Origin of the sequence: Clostridium sp. AF17-21AC, assembly GCF_003461365.1 — a bacterium.
In the GTDB taxonomy this organism is placed as follows: domain Bacteria; phylum Bacillota; class Clostridia; order Lachnospirales; family Lachnospiraceae; genus Coprococcus; species Coprococcus ammoniilyticus.
Genome location: NZ_QTWY01000009.1, coordinates 13,398 through 34,737 on the forward strand (window position 1 = coordinate 13,398; position 21,340 = coordinate 34,737).

Here is a 21,340-nt window from a genome sequence, read left to right on the forward strand (position 1 = left end):
CTTTGTTGTTGAAGATATTAGATAAGCCCTTTTCTTTTGAGAAGGGCTTATTTAATTTATACGGACTGCGCATATTTTCTATAGCTCTGTCCTTTCTTTCACGAATATTTATTTCGCCTCAAGGATCTCATGCACAATATGCCCAATAGATTCAAAAGCCTAAGATAACAAAAGCAGGATATCCTCACTCCTTATCGGAGGTATTGGATATCCTGCTTTTTACTGTTCCCATGCTCCGGAAATACCGGTCATGTTCACCAAATCCTTATATTTATTTTACTGTTACAATACATTTTGCAGTTTTCTTGCTGCCATCCTTTGCCTTCACAGTAATTGTTACTTTGCCCTTCTTCTTAGCTGTTACAAGACCGGATGCAGATACAGTTGCAACCTTCTTATTTGAAGATGTCCACTTTACTGTCTTATTACCTGCTGACTTTGGTCCTACAGTAGCTTTTAACAAATATGTTCCCTTCTTCTTGATCGTAACCTTTTTCTTATTCAGTTTGATCGTCTTAACCGGATTTGCAACGGTTACAGAACAGGTTGCGTAAACATTGCTTCCATCCTTCGCAGTACATGTAATCGTTACACGACCTGCTTTCTTAGCAGTTACAACACCCTTTGAGCTTACTGTTGCAATCTTTTTGTCTGAAGACTTCCAGGTTACAGCCTTGCTGGTTGCATTCTTTGGTCCAACCTTTGCTTTTAAGGTATATTTCTTACCCTTTAAGATTGTTCTCTGTGTCTGATTCAGTTTGATGGTCTGTACCGGATTTACAACCGTAACACTACAGGTTGCGAATACGCCGCTTCCATCCTTTGCTTTACATGTAATAACTGCCTTTCCTGCTGCCATTGCAGTAACCTGACCATAAGATGTTACCTGTGCAACCTTTGCATTTGAGGAGCTCCACTCTACAGTAGCCATATTCGCATTTTCCGGTAATACCGTCTGTGTTAAGGACTGTTTATTGCCCACAAATAATTTCATTGTCGTTGCATCTAACTTGATTGATGTAACTCTCTGCTTAACCGTTACACGGCAGGTTGTCTTAGCACCCATTCCGTCTGCAGCACTACATGTGATTACGGCTGTACCTCTTCCAACCGCTGTGATCATACCCTTCTGATCTACTTTTGCGATCTTCTCATCGGACGATGACCATACAACCTTCTTATTACCTGCATTTGCCGGTAATACAGATGCTGCGATCGAAGCTTTTTCGCCTGCATTGATCTCAACTGCTGTCTTATCCAGTGTGATATTTGTGATCTGCTGTACAACTGTGACTTTAATTTCTTTTTCAATATTACTTCCATCCTGTGTTGTACATCTTATCGTTGTTGTTCCCGGTGCAACACCACGGATTCTTCCGATCGTATATGAGATTCCATCTACTGTCATTGTTCCACCCGAAACGGTTGCAATGGATGTATCATCCGATGACCAGGACAGTGTCTTTTTGGTTGCTGTATCCGGTGTTACCTTTGCTTTTACAACCGTATCTTTATCAATATATGCGACTACATTTGTCTGATCAACGGTAATATCTTTTGCAAGTTCATTAATTGTAAGATTAAACTGTGACTGTTTACCGCTTCCATCAAGAGCCTTGCAGTAAATGATTACTTTACCCTGCTTTAATGCGGTGATCGTTCCATCAGCAGCAATTGCTGCAATGTTCTCATCCGAAGATGACCACTCTACATCCGGATTACTTGCATCTGCAGGCATAACATTTGCTGTTACTTTCATCTTCTCTCCGGAATTCATAACAGTTCCTTCTCTTACAATCTGGATTCCGGTTACTCTCTGTATAACTGTGATCTTGCACTCGGTTGATATACCATCTGCAATCGTACAGGTAATAATGGCTTCTCCCGGTGCTACTGCACTTACAATACCCGTGGTTGTTCCTACGGTTGCTATCTCCGGATTACTGCTGCTGTATTTCGGTTTAAATAAAGATGTATCTTCTGCCTGGATCTTTGCAACAAGTGTTACTCTTCTTTCCTCTGCAGTTGCTCCCTTGATCAGGGTATATTCTGTGTGATTTAAGGTTACACCATTTGCACTTGTATATACTGTGATCTCTGCTCTTGCATATATTCCCTGATTTGCCTTCAGCTTACAGAATATAGTAGCAGTTCCTTCAGAAATTGCTGTTACCTTACCATTCTGGTCAACCTGCGCTACGGTTTCATCACTGGATGACCATACAAGTTCTTTGTTTGTTGCGGCATCCGGTGTTACTGTTGCTGTGAATGTCTTAGATACACCTGTGAACATCGTTGTCTTCTGTTCTGACAGTGTTACACCTTCGCCCATCTGGGAAACATTTACCTTTAACACTGTATCTACACCTGAATCCTTTGAAATACAATGTAAGTATACTGTACCTGCCCCCTTTGCTGTCAACACGCCTGCATTGGTACAGGTTGCAACTTTATAATTTGATGCGCTGTCTTTATCTGCTGTTGTTGTAACCTTATAAGTAACGCCTGAATACTCTTTGTCTGCTACGCCTTCATCTGTATAGCAGGTTGCTGTAAGTGTTTTTGTTTTCAGGTCATCGCCAACCCAGCTTCCTGCTACCAGGTTGATCGTATCACCATCATTATATTCAACATTCTGTTTGTCTTTTAATACAACCTTTGTTACCGGCTTATGACAGCTGATCGTCATATAAGCTCTTGCTTTGTTATTGATATTTACATAAAGGGTTGCTGTTCCTGCGCCAACACAGGTAAGCGTGCCATCATTATCTACCTTGAATACCTTTGGATCACTGGAGCTCCAGGAAATGATATCCTTGGAATATTCGTTCTCCTTCTTATCCTTTGCAACTAATGTTGTGGTATCACCGACACGAAGGCTTAACTCTGCATTTCCGCTATTCACAATGCTGCCATTTGAGGTATACCATACAATTAAGGATAATGGATTATCCACAATTAATTTAAACTTTGCTGTCTGTTTTCCAAGTCCGATATAGTAGCTGTATTCAACATTCTGTGTCTTTTCATTGGTAACGTCTGTATATAAGGTGTATCCCTGAAGTGTTGCATTCTTGATCAGATTATTACCATTCTGATCCGTCGTACGGATACATGCATATCCGATCGTATCATCCTTACGGTCTACACCGGAATACTCTGACTGATATCCATCGGCTACCAAATCCGCCATATTAAAGATGTAGTTTGGCTCTGAAAGAGAAATATGTCTGCTGTTATTTGTACAGGAGAACTCACCCTCCAACAGTCCAGGACAGGAAGATACATCGATTGCAACCAAAGCATTATTATCCAGCTTCAATGTAGTTAAACCTGTATTATTCTTAACGTCAATTCTCTGTAACCGGTTATTCGAAAGATCCAGCTCTGTCAGTGCTGTGTTTTTGCTCACATTGATCTCCATGAGCTGGTTGGAATTCAGATCCAGCTTCTCCAGTAACGGATTCTTTGTAACATCGATCGTGCTTAACTGCATAGCTCCAAGATTCAGATATTTCAGGACCGCATTCTTGCTGACATCCACTGACTGGATACTGTTATTGGACAGGTTCAATGTTTCCAGACTGGATTCTTTGGACACATCGATCGACTTGATCTTATTTCCTGCTACACTCAGTGTCAGTAGTGACGTTGCTCCATCCATATTTAATACATCTATGGAGTTATCATCTGCGATCAGTGTCTTAAGGCCGGTATCACCTGTAACATCCAGTTCTTTGATCGCACCCTGACCACCCGACAACATATGGGAACAATCAACATAGGCTAATTTTGTATGATCCGCACTGTTGCTTGATATATCTAACGTCTGCAGCTTTGTCATGCTCTGACAGTGCAGGAATTCCAGATTCGTGTTCTTGCTCAGATCCAGTACCGACAAAGCGTTGTAACCAACATTCAACCGCACAAGTGCCGGCAGCTTTGACAGATCGATTGAAGTCAACTGGTTTCCATATACATTTAATTCTTTCAGAGCTGCATAAGTCGTCTGGAATGTGATATCTGTGATCTGATTATAGGAAAGATTAACAGAAGCAAGCTGTTCTGCTTTCTTTGGTAATGTAAATGTCGTCAACTGGTCGCTCGATGCATTAATAGATTTCAGATTCTCCAGATCCGCTACATCCAGACTTCCAATTGCCTGACCGGAACAGTCCAGATATTCCAGTGACGTAAATACATCCACGCCTGCAAGACTTGATATCTTCTTTGAATATGTACTGATACTTACATTCAGTGATGTTACCGCATCAATTTCTTTTTCTGACAACGTGCCATCTTTATTTGTATCAAAATTCGATGATACATATGACCGAAAGTTCGCGTCGGTAAATGTCGAATTGATATCTACATCTCCCGTTGCAGCGACAGCTACCGGACCAATTCCGGCAAACGACTGGAATACCAGTGCAAACCCTAGTGCCGCTGAGATAAATTTCTTACCTTTTCTCATAGTTTACTCTCCTTCTTTTTACTCATCTGCCTGATTTTGTTCTGTTAAAACATCGTTCCGGGCAGAATTCACCTAGATAACATCTATTTTAAACGTCCCCGGTTTTTCTGTCAATAAGTATAAAAGAAAACCCAAAAAATTAGAAAATTTGCACATATTTAACAGAAAAAACTGCCATGCAGACATCCTTACTCCGGACATCTGCATAACAGTTTCTTCTATAAATATATTTAGCTGTTCAGGTTTGTATATCCAACCAACATCGAATCTACTGCAACAGCAGCTTCTCTACCTTCATGGATCGCCCATACGACCAGCGACTGGCCTCTGTGCATATCACCTGCAACAAATACCTTTGGCACATTTGTTGCATAGGACTTCGGACATGCAGTCTTCACATTCGTACGTTCATTTAATTCTACGCCAAAGCTGTCTGCTACATACTTCTGGCTGCCAAGAAATCCGGCTGCGATCAGAACAACTTCACAGTCGATCACATACTCACTGTCCGGTACCTCTGTCATATTCATACGGCCGGTCTTTGGATCCTTCTGCCAGTCAAGTTTTACGCACTTGGCCCCCTTCACATTACCATCCTTATCCTTTAAGAACTCCTTAACGGTCGTCTCATAGATACGAGGATCGTGTCCGTATACTGCAATTGCTTCCTGCTGACCATAATCGGTCTTGCAGACTCTCGGCCACTCCGGCCATGGGTTATTCTCTGCTCTCTGATCCGGAAGCTTCGGCATCATCTCAAGCTGGGTAACACTCTTTGCTCCTTCTCTGACGGCAGTTCCCACACAGTCATTACCGGTATCACCGCCGCCGATAACCAGAACATTTTTACCCTTGCAGTTCACGAACTGCTTATCTGCAAACTTTGAATTTACAAGACTCTTTGTCGTTGTCTTTAAGAAATCAACCGCAAAATAGATTCCCTTCGCATCTCTGCCTGCTGCCTTGATATCTCTTGGATTGGATGCGCCGCAGGCAAGTACAACTGCATCATATTCCTTTAACAGATCTTCTGCCTTTACATACTTCTGATTTGGATTCTTCAGATATCCTGTGATCTGGTCATCCTTTGGATACGGTGACTTTGCTGTGGACTTTCCGGTTGCCACTTCTGTATTTAATATAAAACGGATGCCTCGCTTTTCCATATATGCGATCTTACGGTCGATGACTTCTTTTTCCAGTTTCATATTTGGAATACCATACATCAGAAGTCCGCCCGGTCTGTCACTTCTCTCATATACAGTGACGTCATGTCCACGGCTGTTTAACATATCCGCTACAGCAAGTCCAGATGGACCGGAACCAATCACGGCAACTTTTTTGTCAGTTTTTCCTTTTGGAGGCTGATCATTTACCAGACCATTTGCATAGGCATATTCAATGATCGCACGTTCATTTTCTCTTACGGATACCGGATCACCGTTAATATTACAGGTACACGCCTTCTCACAGAGAGCCGGACATACACGGCTGGTAAATTCAGGAAAATTATTGGTCTTGCTCAGTCTGGCATAAGCATGTTCCCAGTTGTCATTATAGATCATATCGTTCCATTCAGGGATCAGATTATTTAACGGACAACCGGATGCCATACCGCCGATCATCATACCTGCCTGACAGAATGGAACACCACAGTCCATACATCTGGCAGCCTGGATCTTCTGTTCTTCAAGACTTAATGGTATATGGAATTCATTGAAATTCTTAATTCTTTCTTCCGGAGCGATCTCTATACTGGTTTCTCTTTCATATTCTAAAAATCCCGTTGGCTTTCCCATATCTATTTACCTCCATTTTTAATCTTGTAGAATGCTTCGATCGTTGCCTGTTCACTGGTCAAACCCTTTTCTTCCATCGCAACAATGGTGTTCATCATCTTCTCATAATCCTTTGGAATGATCTTCTTGAATTTTGGAAGATACTCATTAAACTTATCCAGGATTCGTTTTCCAATCTCTGAATTTGTATAATTTACATGATCCATGATCATCTGCTTCAGTTCACCGATCTCATATTTGTCGGATACTGCTTCCACATGGATCATTTCCTTATTCAGACGCTTATACAGGTCATTCTCCATATCAAGAACATATGCGATACCACCACTCATGCCGGCTGCAAAGTTCTTTCCGGTGCGTCCAAGGACTACCACCTTACCACCTGTCATATATTCACAACCATGATCGCCGACACCTTCAACAACTGCGGTTGCTCCGGAGTTACGAACTGCAAATCGCTCACCGGCAACGCCGTTGATATATGCCTTGCCACTGGTTGCTCCGTAAAGTGCTACATTACCGATAATAATATTGTCTTCATGGACAAATTTTGCGGAACGTGGCGGATATACGATCAGCTTACCACCGGAAAGTCCTTTTCCGAAGTAGTCATTGCTGTCTCCGACAAGCTCTAAGGTAAGTCCCTTTGGTACAAATGCACCAAAGCTCTGTCCACCTGCACCATTACATTTTACAAGGTAAGAATCATCCTCCAAGGTATCTCCATAGCGCTTTGTGATCTCTGATCCGAAGATCGTACCAACGGAACGATCGGTATTCACAACATCGATCTCGATACTCTTCTTCTGTCCCTTTTCAAGAGCAGGTCCAAGTTTCTTTAACAGAACACGCATATCGATCGTCTTTTCAAGCTGGAAGTCATATGGATGCTTCTCGTTATATTTGATCTTATTCTGAGGTGCGTCAATATATGGATTATTGATGATCAGTGACAGATCAACATTTCTGTCCTCTGCTCCCTTTCCTGCATATAACAAATCGGAACGTCCTACCAGTTCATCCACCGTTCTGACACCAAGCTTCGACATATATTCACGAAGCTCCTCTGCAATAAATTTCATAAAGTTGATGACATATTCCGGTTTGCCTTTGAATCTCTTACGAAGCTCCGGATTCTGTGTAGCGATACCAACCGGACAGGTATCCAGATTACATACCCGCATCATTACACAGCCCATGGTTACCAGCGGAGCTGTTGCAAATCCGAATTCCTCTGCACCAAGCATGGCTGCGATTGCAACATCACGTCCGGTCATCAGCTTACCATCGGTTTCAAGGATAACCTTGTTACGAAGATCATTCTTGATCAATGTCTGGTGTGTCTCTGCCAGACCAAGCTCCCAAGGAAGTCCTGCATAATGAATGGAGTTATTTGGTGCTGCACCGGTACCACCATCGTAACCGGAGATGAGGATAACCTGTGCTCCTGCCTTTGCAACACCGGCTGCAACTGTACCAACACCGGCTTCTGATACCAGTTTTACAGAGATTCTTGCATCACGGTTTGCATTCTTGCAATCGTAGATCAACTGTGCCAGATCCTCGATCGAATAAATATCATGATGTGGTGGTGGTGAGATCAGGCTGACACCCGGAGTAGATAACCGAGTCTTTGCGATCCATGGATATACCTTTCCACCAGGAAGATGTCCACCTTCACCCGGCTTTGCGCCCTGTGCCATCTTGATCTGGATCTCTTTTGCGCTGACCAGATATCTGGATGTAACACCGAATCGTCCAGATGCTACCTGCTTGATCGCGGAGCAACGGTTCTTACCGTCTTTTCCTATTGTTAATCGGTCGATCGACTCTCCACCTTCACCGGAATTGGATTTACCACCGATCGTATTCATTGCGATCGCCATACATTCATGTGCTTCCTGTGAAATGGAACCATAACTCATTGCTCCGGTCTTGAAACGTTTTACAATGGATTCTACCGGTTCTACCTCTTCCAGCGGAATTGGATTCTCAGCATATTTGAATTCCATCAGTCCTCTCAAATGGAATGGTTTTGTCTCATCTTCCAGACATGCGGTATATTGCTTGAACAGGCTGTAATCTCCTCTTCTGGTCGCCTGCTGCAGCAGGTAGATCGTCTGTGGATTATACAGATGCTCTTCCTTACCGCTTCTGAACTTATGTGCACCGATGCTTGTCAGTGCAAGATTAGTATCCAGGCCAAGCGGATCAAATGCAGATGAATGAAGGGCATCCACTGTCTTCTCGATCTCCTTGATACCGGAACCGCCTACGCAGCTTACTGTATTTGTGAAATATTTATCAACGACCTCTTTGGAAAGTCCGATACATTCAAAGATCTGGGATCCCATGTAAGACTGGATCGTTGATACGCCCATCTTGGATGCGATCTTTACGATGCCATGCATGATCGCTGCATTGTAATCATCAACAGCCGCATTGAAATCCTTATTTAACAGATGACTGTCTACCATCTGTTTGATCGTCTCAATTGCCAGATATGGGTTGACAGCACAGGCACCGTAACCAAGCAGGGTTGCAAAATGATGCACATTTCTAGGATCGGCACTCTCCAGAATGATTGCAACCGAAGTTCTCTTCTTGGTCCTTACCAGATGCTTCTGCATAGCCGAAACTGCTAATAAGGAAGGAATCGCAACATGTGTTTCATCGACACCACGGTCTGACAGGATCAGGATATTTACACCATCACGGTACAGCTTGTCTGCTTCTACGAACAACCGGTCTAACGCTTTTTCCAGTGATGTATTCTTATAGTAAAGGATTGGAAGAACGCCGACCTTCAATCCTTCTACCTTCATGTTCTTGATCTTTAAAATATCAGTATTTGTAAGGATTGGATTATGGATCTTTAATACATGACAGTTTTCCGGCTTCTCTTCCAGAATGTTGCCATCCTTTCCAAGATATACGGAAGTTGATGTAACGATCTCCTCACGGATCGCATCAATCGGAGGATTCGTTACCTGAGCAAATAACTGTTTGAAATAGTTAAACAATGGCTTGTCACTGTTTGAAAGTACAGCAAGCGGAGTATCCGTTCCCATTGCGCTGATCGCTTCTGCACCTTTTTCAGCCATTGGATAGATCGTATTCTTAAAGTCCTCAAATGTATAACCAAATGCTTTCTGAAGCTTTGCCCGTTCTTCATCGGTATATTCCTCTACACGGATGTTCGGGATCTTCAGGTCATTTAACTTGACCAGATTACTGTCGAGCCATTCACCATATGGTTTTGCTTTTGCATATTTTTCTTTGATCTCATCATCAGAGATCAGACGGCCGTTTACCGTATCAACTAAAAGCATACGTCCCGGTCTTAAACGATCCTTCTTTACGATCTTTGACGGATCGACCTCTAATACACCAACCTCTGAGGAAAGGATCAGGTAATCATCATCTGTTATATAATATCTGGAAGGTCTGAGTCCGTTACGGTCGAGCACTGCACCCATGATATCTCCGTCTGTGAACAGGATCGATGCAGGTCCGTCCCAAGGTTCCATCATAGTTGCATAATACTGATAGAAGTCCTTTTTCTCCTGACTCATAAATCGGTCATTCTCCCAAGGCTCTGGAATCGTGATCATAACGGCAAGTGGAAGCGGAATGCCATTTAATACCAGGAACTCCAGACAGTTATCCAGTCTGGCAGAATCGGAACCATTTGGATCAAGTACAGGCATAACCTTGTACATCTCATCCTGCATGATCGTGGATTCCATTGTCTCTTCTCTGGCGATCATCTTATCTTCATTTCCACGGATCGTATTGATCTCACCATTGTGACAAAGATAACGGTATGGATGTGCACGAAGCCAGCTAGGCGTTGTATTCGTTGAGAATCTTGAATGTACAAGTCCGATTGCTGATTCATAATCCGGATCCTGAAGGTCGTTATAGAACTTACGAAGCTCTCCAACTAAGAACATACCTTTATATACGATCGTCTTGCTGGAAAGTGATGGCACATAGGTATCATCGTTACTTTCTTCAAATATTCTTCTGACAAAATACAGCTTCCGGTCAAAATCAAGTCCTGCTTTTACGGTTGCCGGTCTCTTGATAAACGCCTGCATGATACATGGCATAACATCAATAGCTTTCTTACCGAGGATACCCGGAGTCGTCGGAACCATTCTCCAGCATAAGAACTCCAGTCCTTCTTTCTCGACAATAACCTCAAACATCTTCATTGCCTGTTTTCTTGACAGTTCATCCTGTGGAAAGAAAAACATACCAACACCATAATCCCGTTCCTTACCCAGATCATATCCAAGTTCTGCAACGGTTTTTCTGAAAAATTTGTGTGAGATCTGAAGAAGGATACCTACACCGTCACCGGTTTTTCCTTCTGCATCTTTTCCTGCTCTGTGTTCCAGATTTTCAACAATCTTTAACGCATTATTTACGGTCTCATGTGTCTTAATGCCCTTGATATTCACAACGGCACCGATACCACAGTTATCATGTTCATATTCTTCACGGTATAACCCTGGATTTGCTACGTTTCTGTTATCTTCCATGCTCGTTTTCCTTTCCAACTTATTGTCAGTGCCTGTTGAGATCCTACTGCCCGATCATCTGATAGTATTTCTCAAATACAGCTCTGTGCTTTTTATGATTTGTAATCATACTATCTTTTTTTCCATTTGTAAACAACTTTTTTCGTCAAATTGTCAGATAGTTTGCAAACTTAATTTTATAAAGTATTTTGTATTTGCAATTTATTATATTTGTATATTTAAAAATGCAATTCATGTGGTTTTATTCCCATGAATTGCATTTTTACTCATAATTTTCTTTTTGATGTTTTCATCGTTTTCTATCATATTTTTGAATTGTGTTACTATTGTTTCTCAATTTTATGATCCATCTGGATTCCATTTACCTGTTTTGCCATCAGTATCCGTTCCACGCTTTCATCGATCCGCTTCTCAGTCAGTTCTCCCTTGTCTGATGCAGTCAGAATCCCTTCAACCGTTTCCCCAAGGTCTTCCGGTTCAAGGATCAGATCCACACCTGCCTGGATTGCCCGCACCGCAGCTTCTCCCGGTTCATAATGATCCGTGATCGCTTCCATCTGAAAGGAGTCTGTGATGATCAATCCATGAAAGGCCAGCTCGTTTCGCAGACAGTCTGTAACCAGTGTTTCCGAAAGATCCGCCGGCTGATCTGATATGTCAGGTACTACCAGATGCCCGATCATAACACAATCGGCCCCTGCCTGGATTCCTGCCCGAAACGGAACAAACTCCTGCGTTTCCAGTTCTTTCAGCGTTGCCCTTACATACGCCGTTCCATAATGGGAATCCTCAACGGTATCCCCGTGTCCCGGAAAATGCTTCAGGGTACACATCACGCCACCGGCATGAAAGCCCTCCACTGCATACGGAATCAGCTCCGCCGCCTGTTCATAATCATCACTGTATGCCCGTTTTCCGATCACGGTATTCTTAGGATTCGACCACACATCAGCCACCGGTGCGAAATCCAGATTAAACCCATAATATGCCAGATTGCTCCCAAGCTCCCTCGCATTTTCAAATGCCGTATCCGTACCATCATCCTTATATTCATACATCGGATCGAGCGTCCCGCCTTCCCGGTTTCCGAGGTTCGACAGTACCCGGCTGACATTTCCACCTTCTTCATCTACCGCAAGGAATAATGCGATTTCCGATTGCTTCTGCAAATTTTTAATCAACTTCTTTAATTGCTTTTTGCTTTCGATATTTCTGGACTTCAGCATAATCCCGCCTACCGGATAGTCTGCAAGTGCCTGTTTCATTTCCACATCCACTTTTGTGACATCATGTGTTGTGACCAGATTCTCCGGATCGGCAATGATCATCTGGCACACCTTCTCCCGCAGTGTCATCGTAGATATGTACTGTTTTACCATAGCTGCCTGTTCCAGCTTACCTTCTGTTTCCAGCTCCCACTCTGACAGGATATAGCTTTCTCTTCCACGAAACGGAACGATCTCTGTTTCTTCATCCGGAAGCTCTGCCGCACATACATGGGTGATTGCATCCTGCTCTACCCTATTCAGTTGTTGATTACCATTTCCGGCATTCCCGGCTCCAAATCCTGCTGTCAGAACAACGGTCAGGATACCGGATATCCACCATCGTTTTCTCATATGCATGACACCTGCCTTTCTTTGTGCTTGTGAAAAAGAACCTGAAAACCGCATCGGATACAGTTCTCAGGTTCTCTGTCTGAATCTATTTACCCGGCATCTGCCGACTATTCATTTTCTATCATACCCTCCGGAGGTGTTGTGATCGTCTTCACATCCGATGAATCATCTTCTTCTGTACCGTTTCCAGCTTCTGAAGCAGACTCCGTCGACTCAGTCGTAACTTCACTGACCGCCTGCTCGATATCAATGCTGCCTGCTGATGCCACACCGGTTTCATCAGCAATCGTTTTACTGATCGCAGCCGCCGTTGTCGATACCGAATATCCGCTGTCTCCATACAGCCATGCATGAAGTGCTGTTACATTTGCCGCCATATCTGCAGGCACGATCACACTGCCCTTATCCTCAAGGGATGCGAAGCTGTAGGCAAATGGAAAGCCCGTATTGCCTGTGATCTTGTAAGAAGCAACATTCTTCGCAAGCTCCTCCGCCTCTGTCTTTGTAAGACTGGTAGAGATACAGCTAAAGGATACATCCAGCAGATTGCGGATCGTATCGGTTCCTGCATTTCCCAGCTTGCTGATCAGACCTAACAGAACGATTCTCTGTCGTTCGGTTCTGGTAATATCACCCTTTGCATTGCTCCGGATCCTGGTATAGGCTACTGCCTGCTGACCATTCAGGAGCTGTTTCCCCGCAGAATGAACACCATTGGAGTATTCTCCTGATATTGCGATCTGTTCTGCCAGATTCTTATTCAGGCTGTTGACTTCTTCCTCTTCGATCGTTATCTCCACACCACCAAGTGCATTGATGATGCTTGACATCGCATTAAAATCTACCGTTATATAATCTGTGATCTTCAGATCCAGATTCGTGTTCAGTGTGTTAATTGACATTAATGCTCCGCCCAACTGATATGCGTAATTTACCTTCTGTGTAACCGGTGTCTCACCCTGGATCTCAAACAATGTATCTCTGTACACGGATACCAACTTTACTTCCTTTGTGTCATTATTGATACTGACAAGAAGGATCGTATCACTGTTGGTTCCTGTATTCAGATTGGCGTCTCTGGAATCCACACCATACAATGCGATCGTTGTATATCCTTTCGTCGCATCTTCCACGCCATCATTCACTGTCAGGTCTGATTCCGCAATCGGACGGATATCCATCTGGTTATATTTGTATGATTTGTTTGCTCCAATATAACTTATCGTCAGCACGATAAAGACAATCAAAAGGACAATTCCGACGATCAGCCAACGATTAACAACAGATACAGTTCCAGATTGTTTCCGTTCCCTGTCCTTATCCTCTTTCTCTTCCTGTTCCTTTTTCAGATTCTGAAATGCCCGGCCGGCGCCAAACAATATATTCTGAAGATTCTCCTTGGCTGCCGATGTGCGTCCGCCATCTTCTTCCATAAAATCATCCGAAGAGTCATCATCATAATCAGGTTCTTCCGGTTCCGGCTCTTCTGTCAGTTCCAAAGTCTCTTCTTGGTCAAGCCCTGCATTCTTTCTTGCCAGCCGTTTCCGTTCCCGTTCTGCCGCAGCTTCAATATCATTTTTCTTTTCAGCTTTCTTTTCGATTTTCTTCTCTTCTTTTTTATTTTCTTCCTTTTTCTCCGGTTTCTTTGATACGCCGACTTCCTGTAATACAGATTCCAGCTTGTCCGCATACTCTTTATACGATTCCGACACCGGTTCCGGCGCTCTCTGTGTATCTTCCTTCTCCGATGCCTCCGACTGCTCCTGTATCTCATTCATGCCCGCAGGAGCCTCCATTTCCTCTGTATCTGCACTTCCATTGATGATCGCATCGATCCGGTCATCATCGTCAGTCGTCATTTCCTTATTCCGTTGTAACAGTCTGTCCCGATATTCGGATAGACGTTGATCGAATTGTGTAGTCTTCTTATCCATATAAATAAAGACATCCTCTCTGCAACTTATTTTACGACATTATTATTTACATGATACAATAAAAAAGTGTAATTTACAACCAATATTCCTTTCAAAGTCCGATTTTCAGACCAGCATTTTCCAAAAATACTTGCATAATATTCATTACCGTTATATATTTATTTGCAGGTAAAACTTTATGAATTTAAGGAGGATTTAGAAATGGCAAAAGACAAAGTTGTTCTTGCATACTCAGGTGGTCTTGATACAACAGCTATCATCCCTTGGTTAAAAGAAACTTATGATTACGATGTTATCTGCGCCTGCATCGATGTAGGACAGGAAAGTGAACTGGAAGGGCTGGACGAAAGAGCAAAATATTCAGGAGCTTCCAAGTTATACATTCTGGATGTTGTTGATGAATTGTGTGATGAATACATCATGCCAACCGTTCAGGCAGATGCTGTATATGAGAATAAATATTTACTTGGTACTTCTTTTGCAAGACCTCTGATCGCTAAGAAATTAGTTGAGGTTGCACGTAAGGAAGGTGCTGTTGCGATCTGTCATGGTGCAACAGGAAAAGGAAATGATCAGTTAAGATTTGAGCTTTCAATTAAGGCTCTTGCTCCTGACATCAAGGTTATCGCTGTATGGAGACAGCCGGAATGGAAGCTGGATTCCCGGGATGCGGAGATCGCATACTGTCAGGCACATGGTATTAATCTTCCATTTGATGCTGCTCATTCTTACAGCCGTGACCGTAATATCTGGCACATCAGCCATGAAGGTCTGGAACTGGAGAATCCTGCAAACGAACCAAACTACGATGATCTTCTGGTTCTCGGTGTTACCCCTGAAAAGGCACCGGATGAGGATGAATATCTGACACTTGATTTTGAAAAGGGTATCCCAACTGCTATTAACGGTACAAAGATGAAAGTTTCTGATATCATTCGTGAATTAAATCGTTTAGGCGGAAAGCATGGTATCGGTATTATCGATATCGTTGAGAACCGTGTTGTTGGTATGAAATCCCGTGGCGTCTATGAGACTCCCGGCGGAACAATTCTGATGGAAGCTCACAAACAGTTAGAGGAGCTGACTCTGGATCGTGAAACACTTGCATACAAGAAGCTCGTAGCAACCAAGTTTGCCGATCTTGTATACGAAGGAAAGTGGTTCTGCCCTCTTCGTGAATCGCTTCAGGCATTTGTTGAAAAGACACAGGAGACCGTTACCGGTCAGGTTAAGATGAGACTGTACAAGGGAAATATCATCAAAGCCGGAACCACCTCTCCATATTCTCTGTATTCTGAGAGTCTTGCAAGCTTCACTACCGGTGAGCTGTATGACCATAAGGATGCAACCGGATTCATCAACCTGTTCGGCCTGTCCATGAAAGTCCGCGCAATGATGAACGAGAAGAACAAGAACAACGACAAATAATAGTTGAAATGGAAGCGGCATTCCTGTTATAAAGGAAATTTCTTCCGTAAATCTTTGAAATAAAATGGGAAATACATTACATATTATTCCGCAAGTCGTTCGCACTCTATTTTAACGCAACGGTACTAAGCTCCTCGCCCATGGCGACTCGCTAAGAACCGGCGTTAAAAAGGCTTGCTTCATAATAGTAATGCTATTTCCCATTTTGTTTTATATATCGATTTCCAGATATGTTTCCTTCACAACAGGAATACCGCTTCTATTTTTTAGATATTTTCACGCTACCAGGCGGTGGTTTCTGGCACGGTCGATCACGATTGCGATTGTGATGATGGCGGCTGCAAAGAGCACCTCGATCCCCATATATACGAATGCTTCCGATGGTATCTTTGCCTCATAGTCCAGAAGATCAACGACTTTGACATACCAGTAAGCCGGAAGAAAATGTGCCAGCTTAATGACCCCTGCTCCAAGGAATTCCACCGGAACAAAGATGCCGGACAGGAACGCCATACCAAGGGACACTATATTGCCGATCATACTGAAACCTTCCTCGTTTCGGGCAATCTTACTTGCAAGAAAGGCAAGCGCCATGGCTACAAACATGTAGCAGACCATATTGAGCAGATTCCCAAGTCCTGCTGCCGTAAACATTTCTTTTCTGAATACAAAGCATCCTCCAACCGCAAATACAGCACATCCAAGAAATCCTGTTACAATCGTACCGAGAAGGATTTCTTTTGTCATATTGGAATATTTATATGCCGAGCTTGCGATCCGTTCTCTTAATTCTTTTTTGTCATATACGATCAATACCGGACTTACACCTTCGATCATCATGACCACAAATATCCAGCCCAGATAACTGAAAAATGTATATCTCGTACTATGTTTTCCACCATGGTCTTCGGTTGTCATTGTTACATTCGTTCTGATCTGAAACAGTTCATTTACCTGAGCTGCTGCCTCCGCCCGGTCATATCCGGCTGCAAAATATGCATTCAGATAAGAGATGTATTTATTCACGTCCGATTCAAACAGTTCCACCTTGCTCCGGTTCGGAATTGCAACGATCTCGATATAATCGGACAGATCTTCCTTATCCAGATGATCCGCATAACCCTTTTTAATGCGGACGATACAGTCTGTATTCCGGTTAAACAGACTGTCCTGCATCGCTTCCGTTGTATCTGTTTTTAATTCAGCATGTTTATGTGCATGATCCAGATACGAAAACAGTTCTTCACTTTCTGCCGTCTGGTCATAATCAAACCAGGCGAATTTACACTTCATGCTTTTATATTCATCTTCTGTTTTACCGGAATTTGGCAATATAAATCCAAATATAATGCCTGCAAAGATCCCAATATACATCAGCATTGAGCCTTTTTTCTTATTTAAGATTTTAAAATAGGATTTAAACACTTGCATATTTGTTCCTCCTTAAGACCAAAATACTCGCTCCAAGCAGACAGACAGCCATACCGGTTAAGATCAGGATATTTCTGAAATAACGATCGTAATTATCGTATACATTGAGTGCATAAAGGCAGTCCGTTACCAACACTGCCGGATTGATCCGGTTCAGAATCGGAAGTTTATCTTCAATACTGTTTTTAATTCCATGAACCATCAGATCCGCCATAAAAGAGAACGTCAGGCTGGCCGCTACCGCAATTCCAATCTTTCCTCCATATGAGCATTTTGACCAGGAACCAAGCAGCATTCCCCCGGCAATACCGATATTACATGCAATAAAAAGCACCAGTAAAATAGCCGGATATTTCGTACCAAACTGTACACCGAACAGCCGCATATAGATCACAGTAATAACCTCTGCGGTAAACTGAACCAGCAGTAATGCCAGATACTCCGCCAGGACGGTCACAAGTTTAGGATTTGGCGACAGACAACGACGCATTCCAAGCGCACTTTCATTTGCCTGCAGCTTGTGCATTCTTGTGATTCCGGCAAAAGAAGAAAACAGACAGCTCATAGCAAGCACTGCATAGAAATAATTATAATACTCATTCTGGCATCCGTCCGATGTAGAAATCTCTTCATAATATACCGCATCACTCTGCACTGCCTTCTGAATGATCTCCGGTGCAGCCTCCGGATTCTTCTGTATCAGATTCAGATACATCTGTTCCATCTGCTTATACTGATTCAGAATGGATTCCAGAATCGACTCCTTGGTGTCACTCTGTCTCACAGTCAGGTTCGCATCCGATGTATAGATCACACCGGTCACTTCTTCATCCTTTAACTTCTGAAGCGCTTCTTTCTCGCTAAGCACCTCCATGTCGATCCGTTTATTTTCGCCGTCCATAGAGAGCGTAGACAGTACCATCATAAGCGCTGTATCGTTCTCGCCATCCCTCACAACCGCAACCGGGATATCTTTAAACATTTCATCCTTTTCCATGATATTTCCAAATGCCATGTACATGAATGTGAATAATGCGATCGGGAACAGTATCGTCCAGAACAGCGTATCTTTTCCTTTTATCAGCATTTTACCTGCATATTTAAAATTATGCCAAAACATATCCACCCCTCCTAATCCCGAAGCGTCTTTCCGGTGATCTCAAGGAACACATCGTTCAGACTCGGAAGCTCAGTATATACTTTTCCAAATAATACCGCATGCTCCTTCATATATTCCATAACCCGGATCAGATTGTGATTTCCACCGGAGTAGATCAGTTTCAACATTCCATCCTGGTATGAACTGTCATACACATGCGGAAGCTGTCTCAGCTCCAGCAGTTGTTCATCTGTCAGTGCCGGAGCTTCTATGAAGATACTCTCCGTCTTCTTTATCATTTTTTTCAGTTCTTCCTTCGTACCAAGGGCGACCTTTTGTCCTTTATCCATGATCAATATCCGGCTGCAGATCTGTTCTACCTCTTCCATATAATGAGAAGTGTAGATGATCGTTGCACCCTTCTTATTAAGCTCCACAATTCCCTCTAAGATCTTGTTCCGACTCTGTGGGTCTACCGCCACCGTCGGTTCATCAAAAAAGATCAGCTTCGGTTTGTGCGCGATTCCACACGCAATATTTAATCGTCTGAGAAGTCCTCCTGACAGCTTTTTCGGCAGGAACTTCTTATAGTCCTGAAGCTCGACAAATGCGATCGCATCCTCTACATACTGTTTTCTCATCTTTTTATCCCTGATATACAGTCCACAGAAATAATCAATATTCTCATATACCGTCATTTCGTCAAATACAGCCACATTCTGCATTACAACACCAATCTCCCGTTTCAGATCGTAGCTCGTCGATGTCATCTTCTTACCAAATACCCGGACATCGCCCTGATCATATGTAAGCAGCGACAAGATACAATTGATCGTCGTCGTCTTGCCCGATCCATTCGGTCCAAGCAGACCGAAGATCTCGCCCTCTTTTACCTCCAGATCAAAGTGTGATAATGCCACAAAATCTTTATATCGTTTCACCAGATCTTTTACTTCAATCGCATATTCCATAACTGTCTCCTCATTCATTTTCTATTCGGATGCTATTGTTTCTTCCGGCATCGCACCTGAAACCCATCGCATGTTTTCTATGTTATGCTGTCATTCTACCATACCAGGACAATTCTGTTCAGTGCCAATCTTCACATCCATAATATGACATTTGTCACATTCTTTTAAAATCCGGAGTTTTTCAACTGTAGTCAATTGACGCTGTATTTTTCAACAGGTATACTAATATCGTCACTTATGAATCCGATCCGGTTCACGCAATTACCTGACCCTCGCGTGACCGGTCCATATACAAGGGGAAGTTATGAAGCAAATTCTGACACGACTGCTTATATTTGCAATATGCTGTATTATGTGTATTCACACTTTTTCGATATCCACACACAGCGTAATATATATCCTGCTTACGATCATTCTAGCCTTTGGCACGATGCTGATTGCTGACAGACTCCCACCTGCATCTCTGACTCTGATCCATGCAGGCATATTTATTCTGTGCTGTATGATTCCTGAACTTGTTGTATTTCTTCCGCTTTTCTGCTTCTATCTGAGCAGACGGCCGGTCTGTTATACTGCTCCCATCGGGATCCTTGCTATCATTCTGGCTACAACAAAATTTTCTGTAGAAACACTTCTTTTAATATGTGTTCTCTGTCTGTGCAGCATGTTATACGGATATCTGACCACAGAGCTTGCCACCCTTCATCAACAAATGAAACACCTTACGGATACATCGGAGACAAACGAGCTTCTGGCAAGGGAACGGATTCACATGATCCAGAAGGAACAGGATAACAGGATCTATACCGCAACCCTAAAAGAGCGAAACCGTATCGCCAGAGAGATCCATGATAATGTCGGTCACATGCTCACAAGATCCATTCTTCAGGTAGGTGCGATCCAGACGATCAACAAAGAACCGGTTCTTACCAATCCACTTTCCGATCTCCGTGCAACGCTGGATACTGCCATGAACAACATACGGTCAAGTGTCCACGACCTCCACGATGAATCTATCGATACAAAAGGTGCCATTCAGGATATGTTGAATGATATAACAGGCTTTCATACTTCATTTGAATATGATATGAGCAACATTGTTCCAAAGGATATCAAATACTGCCTTATCAGCATTGCCAAAGAAGCGATCACTAATGCCGTAAAGCACAGCAACGGCGATCAGCTCTCGATTCTGATCCGGGAACATCCGGGTCTCTATCAGTTGATGATCCATGATAACGGAACAGACATTCACCATACAGACTCCTCAGGCATCGGACTTACTAACATCCGGGAGCGAGTCCAAGCCTTATCCGGTACTTTACAGATCACAACCGATTCCGGCTTCCGCCTGTTTGTCAGTATTCCAAAACGCACACGAAAAGGAGATTGAACTGCATGAATATTATAATTGTTGATGATGATGCATTTGTCAGTGCATCTTTAAAGATCATATTAGAATCTTACTCAGATATTACCGTACTTGCGACCGGCGCAAATGGTCACGACGCCATCTCCCTGTACGATACATACATTCCCGATGTTCTGTTAATGGATATCCGTATGGAGGGCATGGATGGTCTGACCGCATCGAAAGAGATCATCACCGGACACCCTGACGCAAAGATTCTGTTACTTACTACCTTCGCCGATGATGACTATATCATCAAAGCCATCCGGACCGGCGCAAAGGGTTACATCTTAAAACAGGATTTTGAGACCGTTGCATCTGCGATCACCGCCGTACACAACGGACAAACTGTTTTTGGAAATGAGATCATGAACAAGATCCCTACCCTGTTACAGGCTGAAGATCGTTTTGATTATCCGTCCTACAATCTGACAGAAAAAGAATTTGAACTGATCCGGCTGATTGCCGATGGTCTGAATAACAAAGAAATTGCAGAGCAGCTCTTCCTCTCGGAAGGAACCGTCCGCAATTATCTCAGTAATATCCTTATGAAGCTTGACCTGCGCGACCGCACTCAGGTTGCCTGTTTTTATTATAAGAATTTATTATGATCTGTTTTCAAAA

General features: G+C 43.1%; 12 protein-coding genes. 3 read left to right on the forward strand and 9 right to left on the reverse strand.

Annotation, left to right across the window (positions count from 1 at the left end):
- Positions 1-271: 271 nt before the first annotated feature.
- From DWW85_RS11810 to DWW85_RS11830, 5 genes are all read right to left on the reverse strand, one after another.
- The gene (locus DWW85_RS11810) at positions 272-4,474 is read right to left on the reverse strand and encodes an Ig-like domain-containing protein (RefSeq protein ID WP_117808752.1); all 4,203 of its coding nucleotides are present in this window, start codon (positions 4,472-4,474) and stop codon (positions 272-274) included.
- Between the two features lie 230 nt (positions 4,475-4,704).
- A complete protein-coding gene (locus DWW85_RS11815) occupies positions 4,705-6,273 on the reverse strand; it encodes a glutamate synthase subunit beta (protein ID WP_021944726.1) in 1,569 nt (522 codons plus the stop codon).
- A gap of 2 nt (positions 6,274-6,275) precedes the next feature.
- Positions 6,276-10,823 (reverse strand): glutamate synthase large subunit, encoded by a 4,548-nt coding sequence (gene gltB, locus DWW85_RS11820; RefSeq protein ID WP_117785160.1) that lies wholly within the window; start codon positions 10,821-10,823, stop codon positions 6,276-6,278.
- A 323-nt stretch (positions 10,824-11,146) separates the two neighbouring features.
- On the reverse strand, positions 11,147-12,442 hold the full coding sequence (locus DWW85_RS11825) for a glycoside hydrolase family 3 protein (protein WP_181986565.1): 1,296 nt from the start codon (positions 12,440-12,442) through the stop codon (positions 11,147-11,149).
- 107 nt (positions 12,443-12,549) lie between these two features.
- Entirely contained in the window at positions 12,550-14,376 is a 1,827-nt protein-coding gene (locus DWW85_RS11830) for an LCP family protein (RefSeq protein ID WP_117808754.1), read from the reverse strand.
- Positions 14,377-14,577: 201 nt separating this feature from the next.
- Here DWW85_RS11830 and DWW85_RS11835 point away from each other — a divergent pair, with 201 nt between their 5' ends.
- Positions 14,578-15,804 carry an argininosuccinate synthase gene (locus DWW85_RS11835; protein ID WP_021944730.1) on the forward strand — a complete coding sequence of 409 codons (1,227 nt, stop codon included), beginning with the start codon at positions 14,578-14,580 and terminating at the stop codon, positions 15,802-15,804.
- A gap of 276 nt (positions 15,805-16,080) precedes the next feature.
- On the opposite strand, the gene DWW85_RS11840 is transcribed toward DWW85_RS11835, so the two are convergent.
- From DWW85_RS11840 to DWW85_RS13075, 4 genes are all read right to left on the reverse strand, one after another.
- Complete coding sequence (locus DWW85_RS11840) at positions 16,081-17,235, reverse strand: ABC transporter permease (protein WP_117808755.1); 1,155 nt, start codon at positions 17,233-17,235, stop codon at positions 16,081-16,083.
- Entirely contained in the window at positions 17,222-18,355 is a 1,134-nt protein-coding gene (locus DWW85_RS11845; protein ID WP_117808756.1) for an ABC transporter permease, read from the reverse strand. Before DWW85_RS11845 ends, DWW85_RS11840 begins: the two co-directional genes overlap by 14 nt.
- An 11-nt stretch (positions 18,356-18,366) precedes the next feature.
- Positions 18,367-19,323 carry an ABC transporter ATP-binding protein gene (locus tag DWW85_RS11850; RefSeq protein ID WP_117808757.1) on the reverse strand — a complete coding sequence of 319 codons (957 nt, stop codon included), beginning with the start codon at positions 19,321-19,323 and terminating at the stop codon, positions 18,367-18,369.
- Positions 19,324-19,665: 342 nt separating this feature from the next.
- Positions 19,666-19,791, reverse strand: a complete 126-nt coding sequence (locus DWW85_RS13075) for a hypothetical protein (protein WP_278286981.1) — start codon at positions 19,789-19,791, stop codon at positions 19,666-19,668.
- Positions 19,792-19,807: 16 nt separating this feature from the next.
- Here DWW85_RS13075 and DWW85_RS11855 point away from each other — a divergent pair, with 16 nt between their 5' ends.
- Together DWW85_RS11855 and DWW85_RS11860 are read left to right on the forward strand one after the other, a co-directional pair.
- Positions 19,808-20,698, forward strand: a complete 891-nt coding sequence (locus DWW85_RS11855) for a histidine kinase (RefSeq protein ID WP_181986566.1) — start codon at positions 19,808-19,810, stop codon at positions 20,696-20,698.
- 5 nt (positions 20,699-20,703) lie between these two features.
- Positions 20,704-21,327: a response regulator transcription factor gene (locus DWW85_RS11860; RefSeq protein WP_117808759.1), complete on the forward strand. Its 624-nt coding sequence runs from the start codon at positions 20,704-20,706 to the stop codon at positions 21,325-21,327.
- The last annotated feature ends 13 nt before the right edge of the window (positions 21,328-21,340 follow it).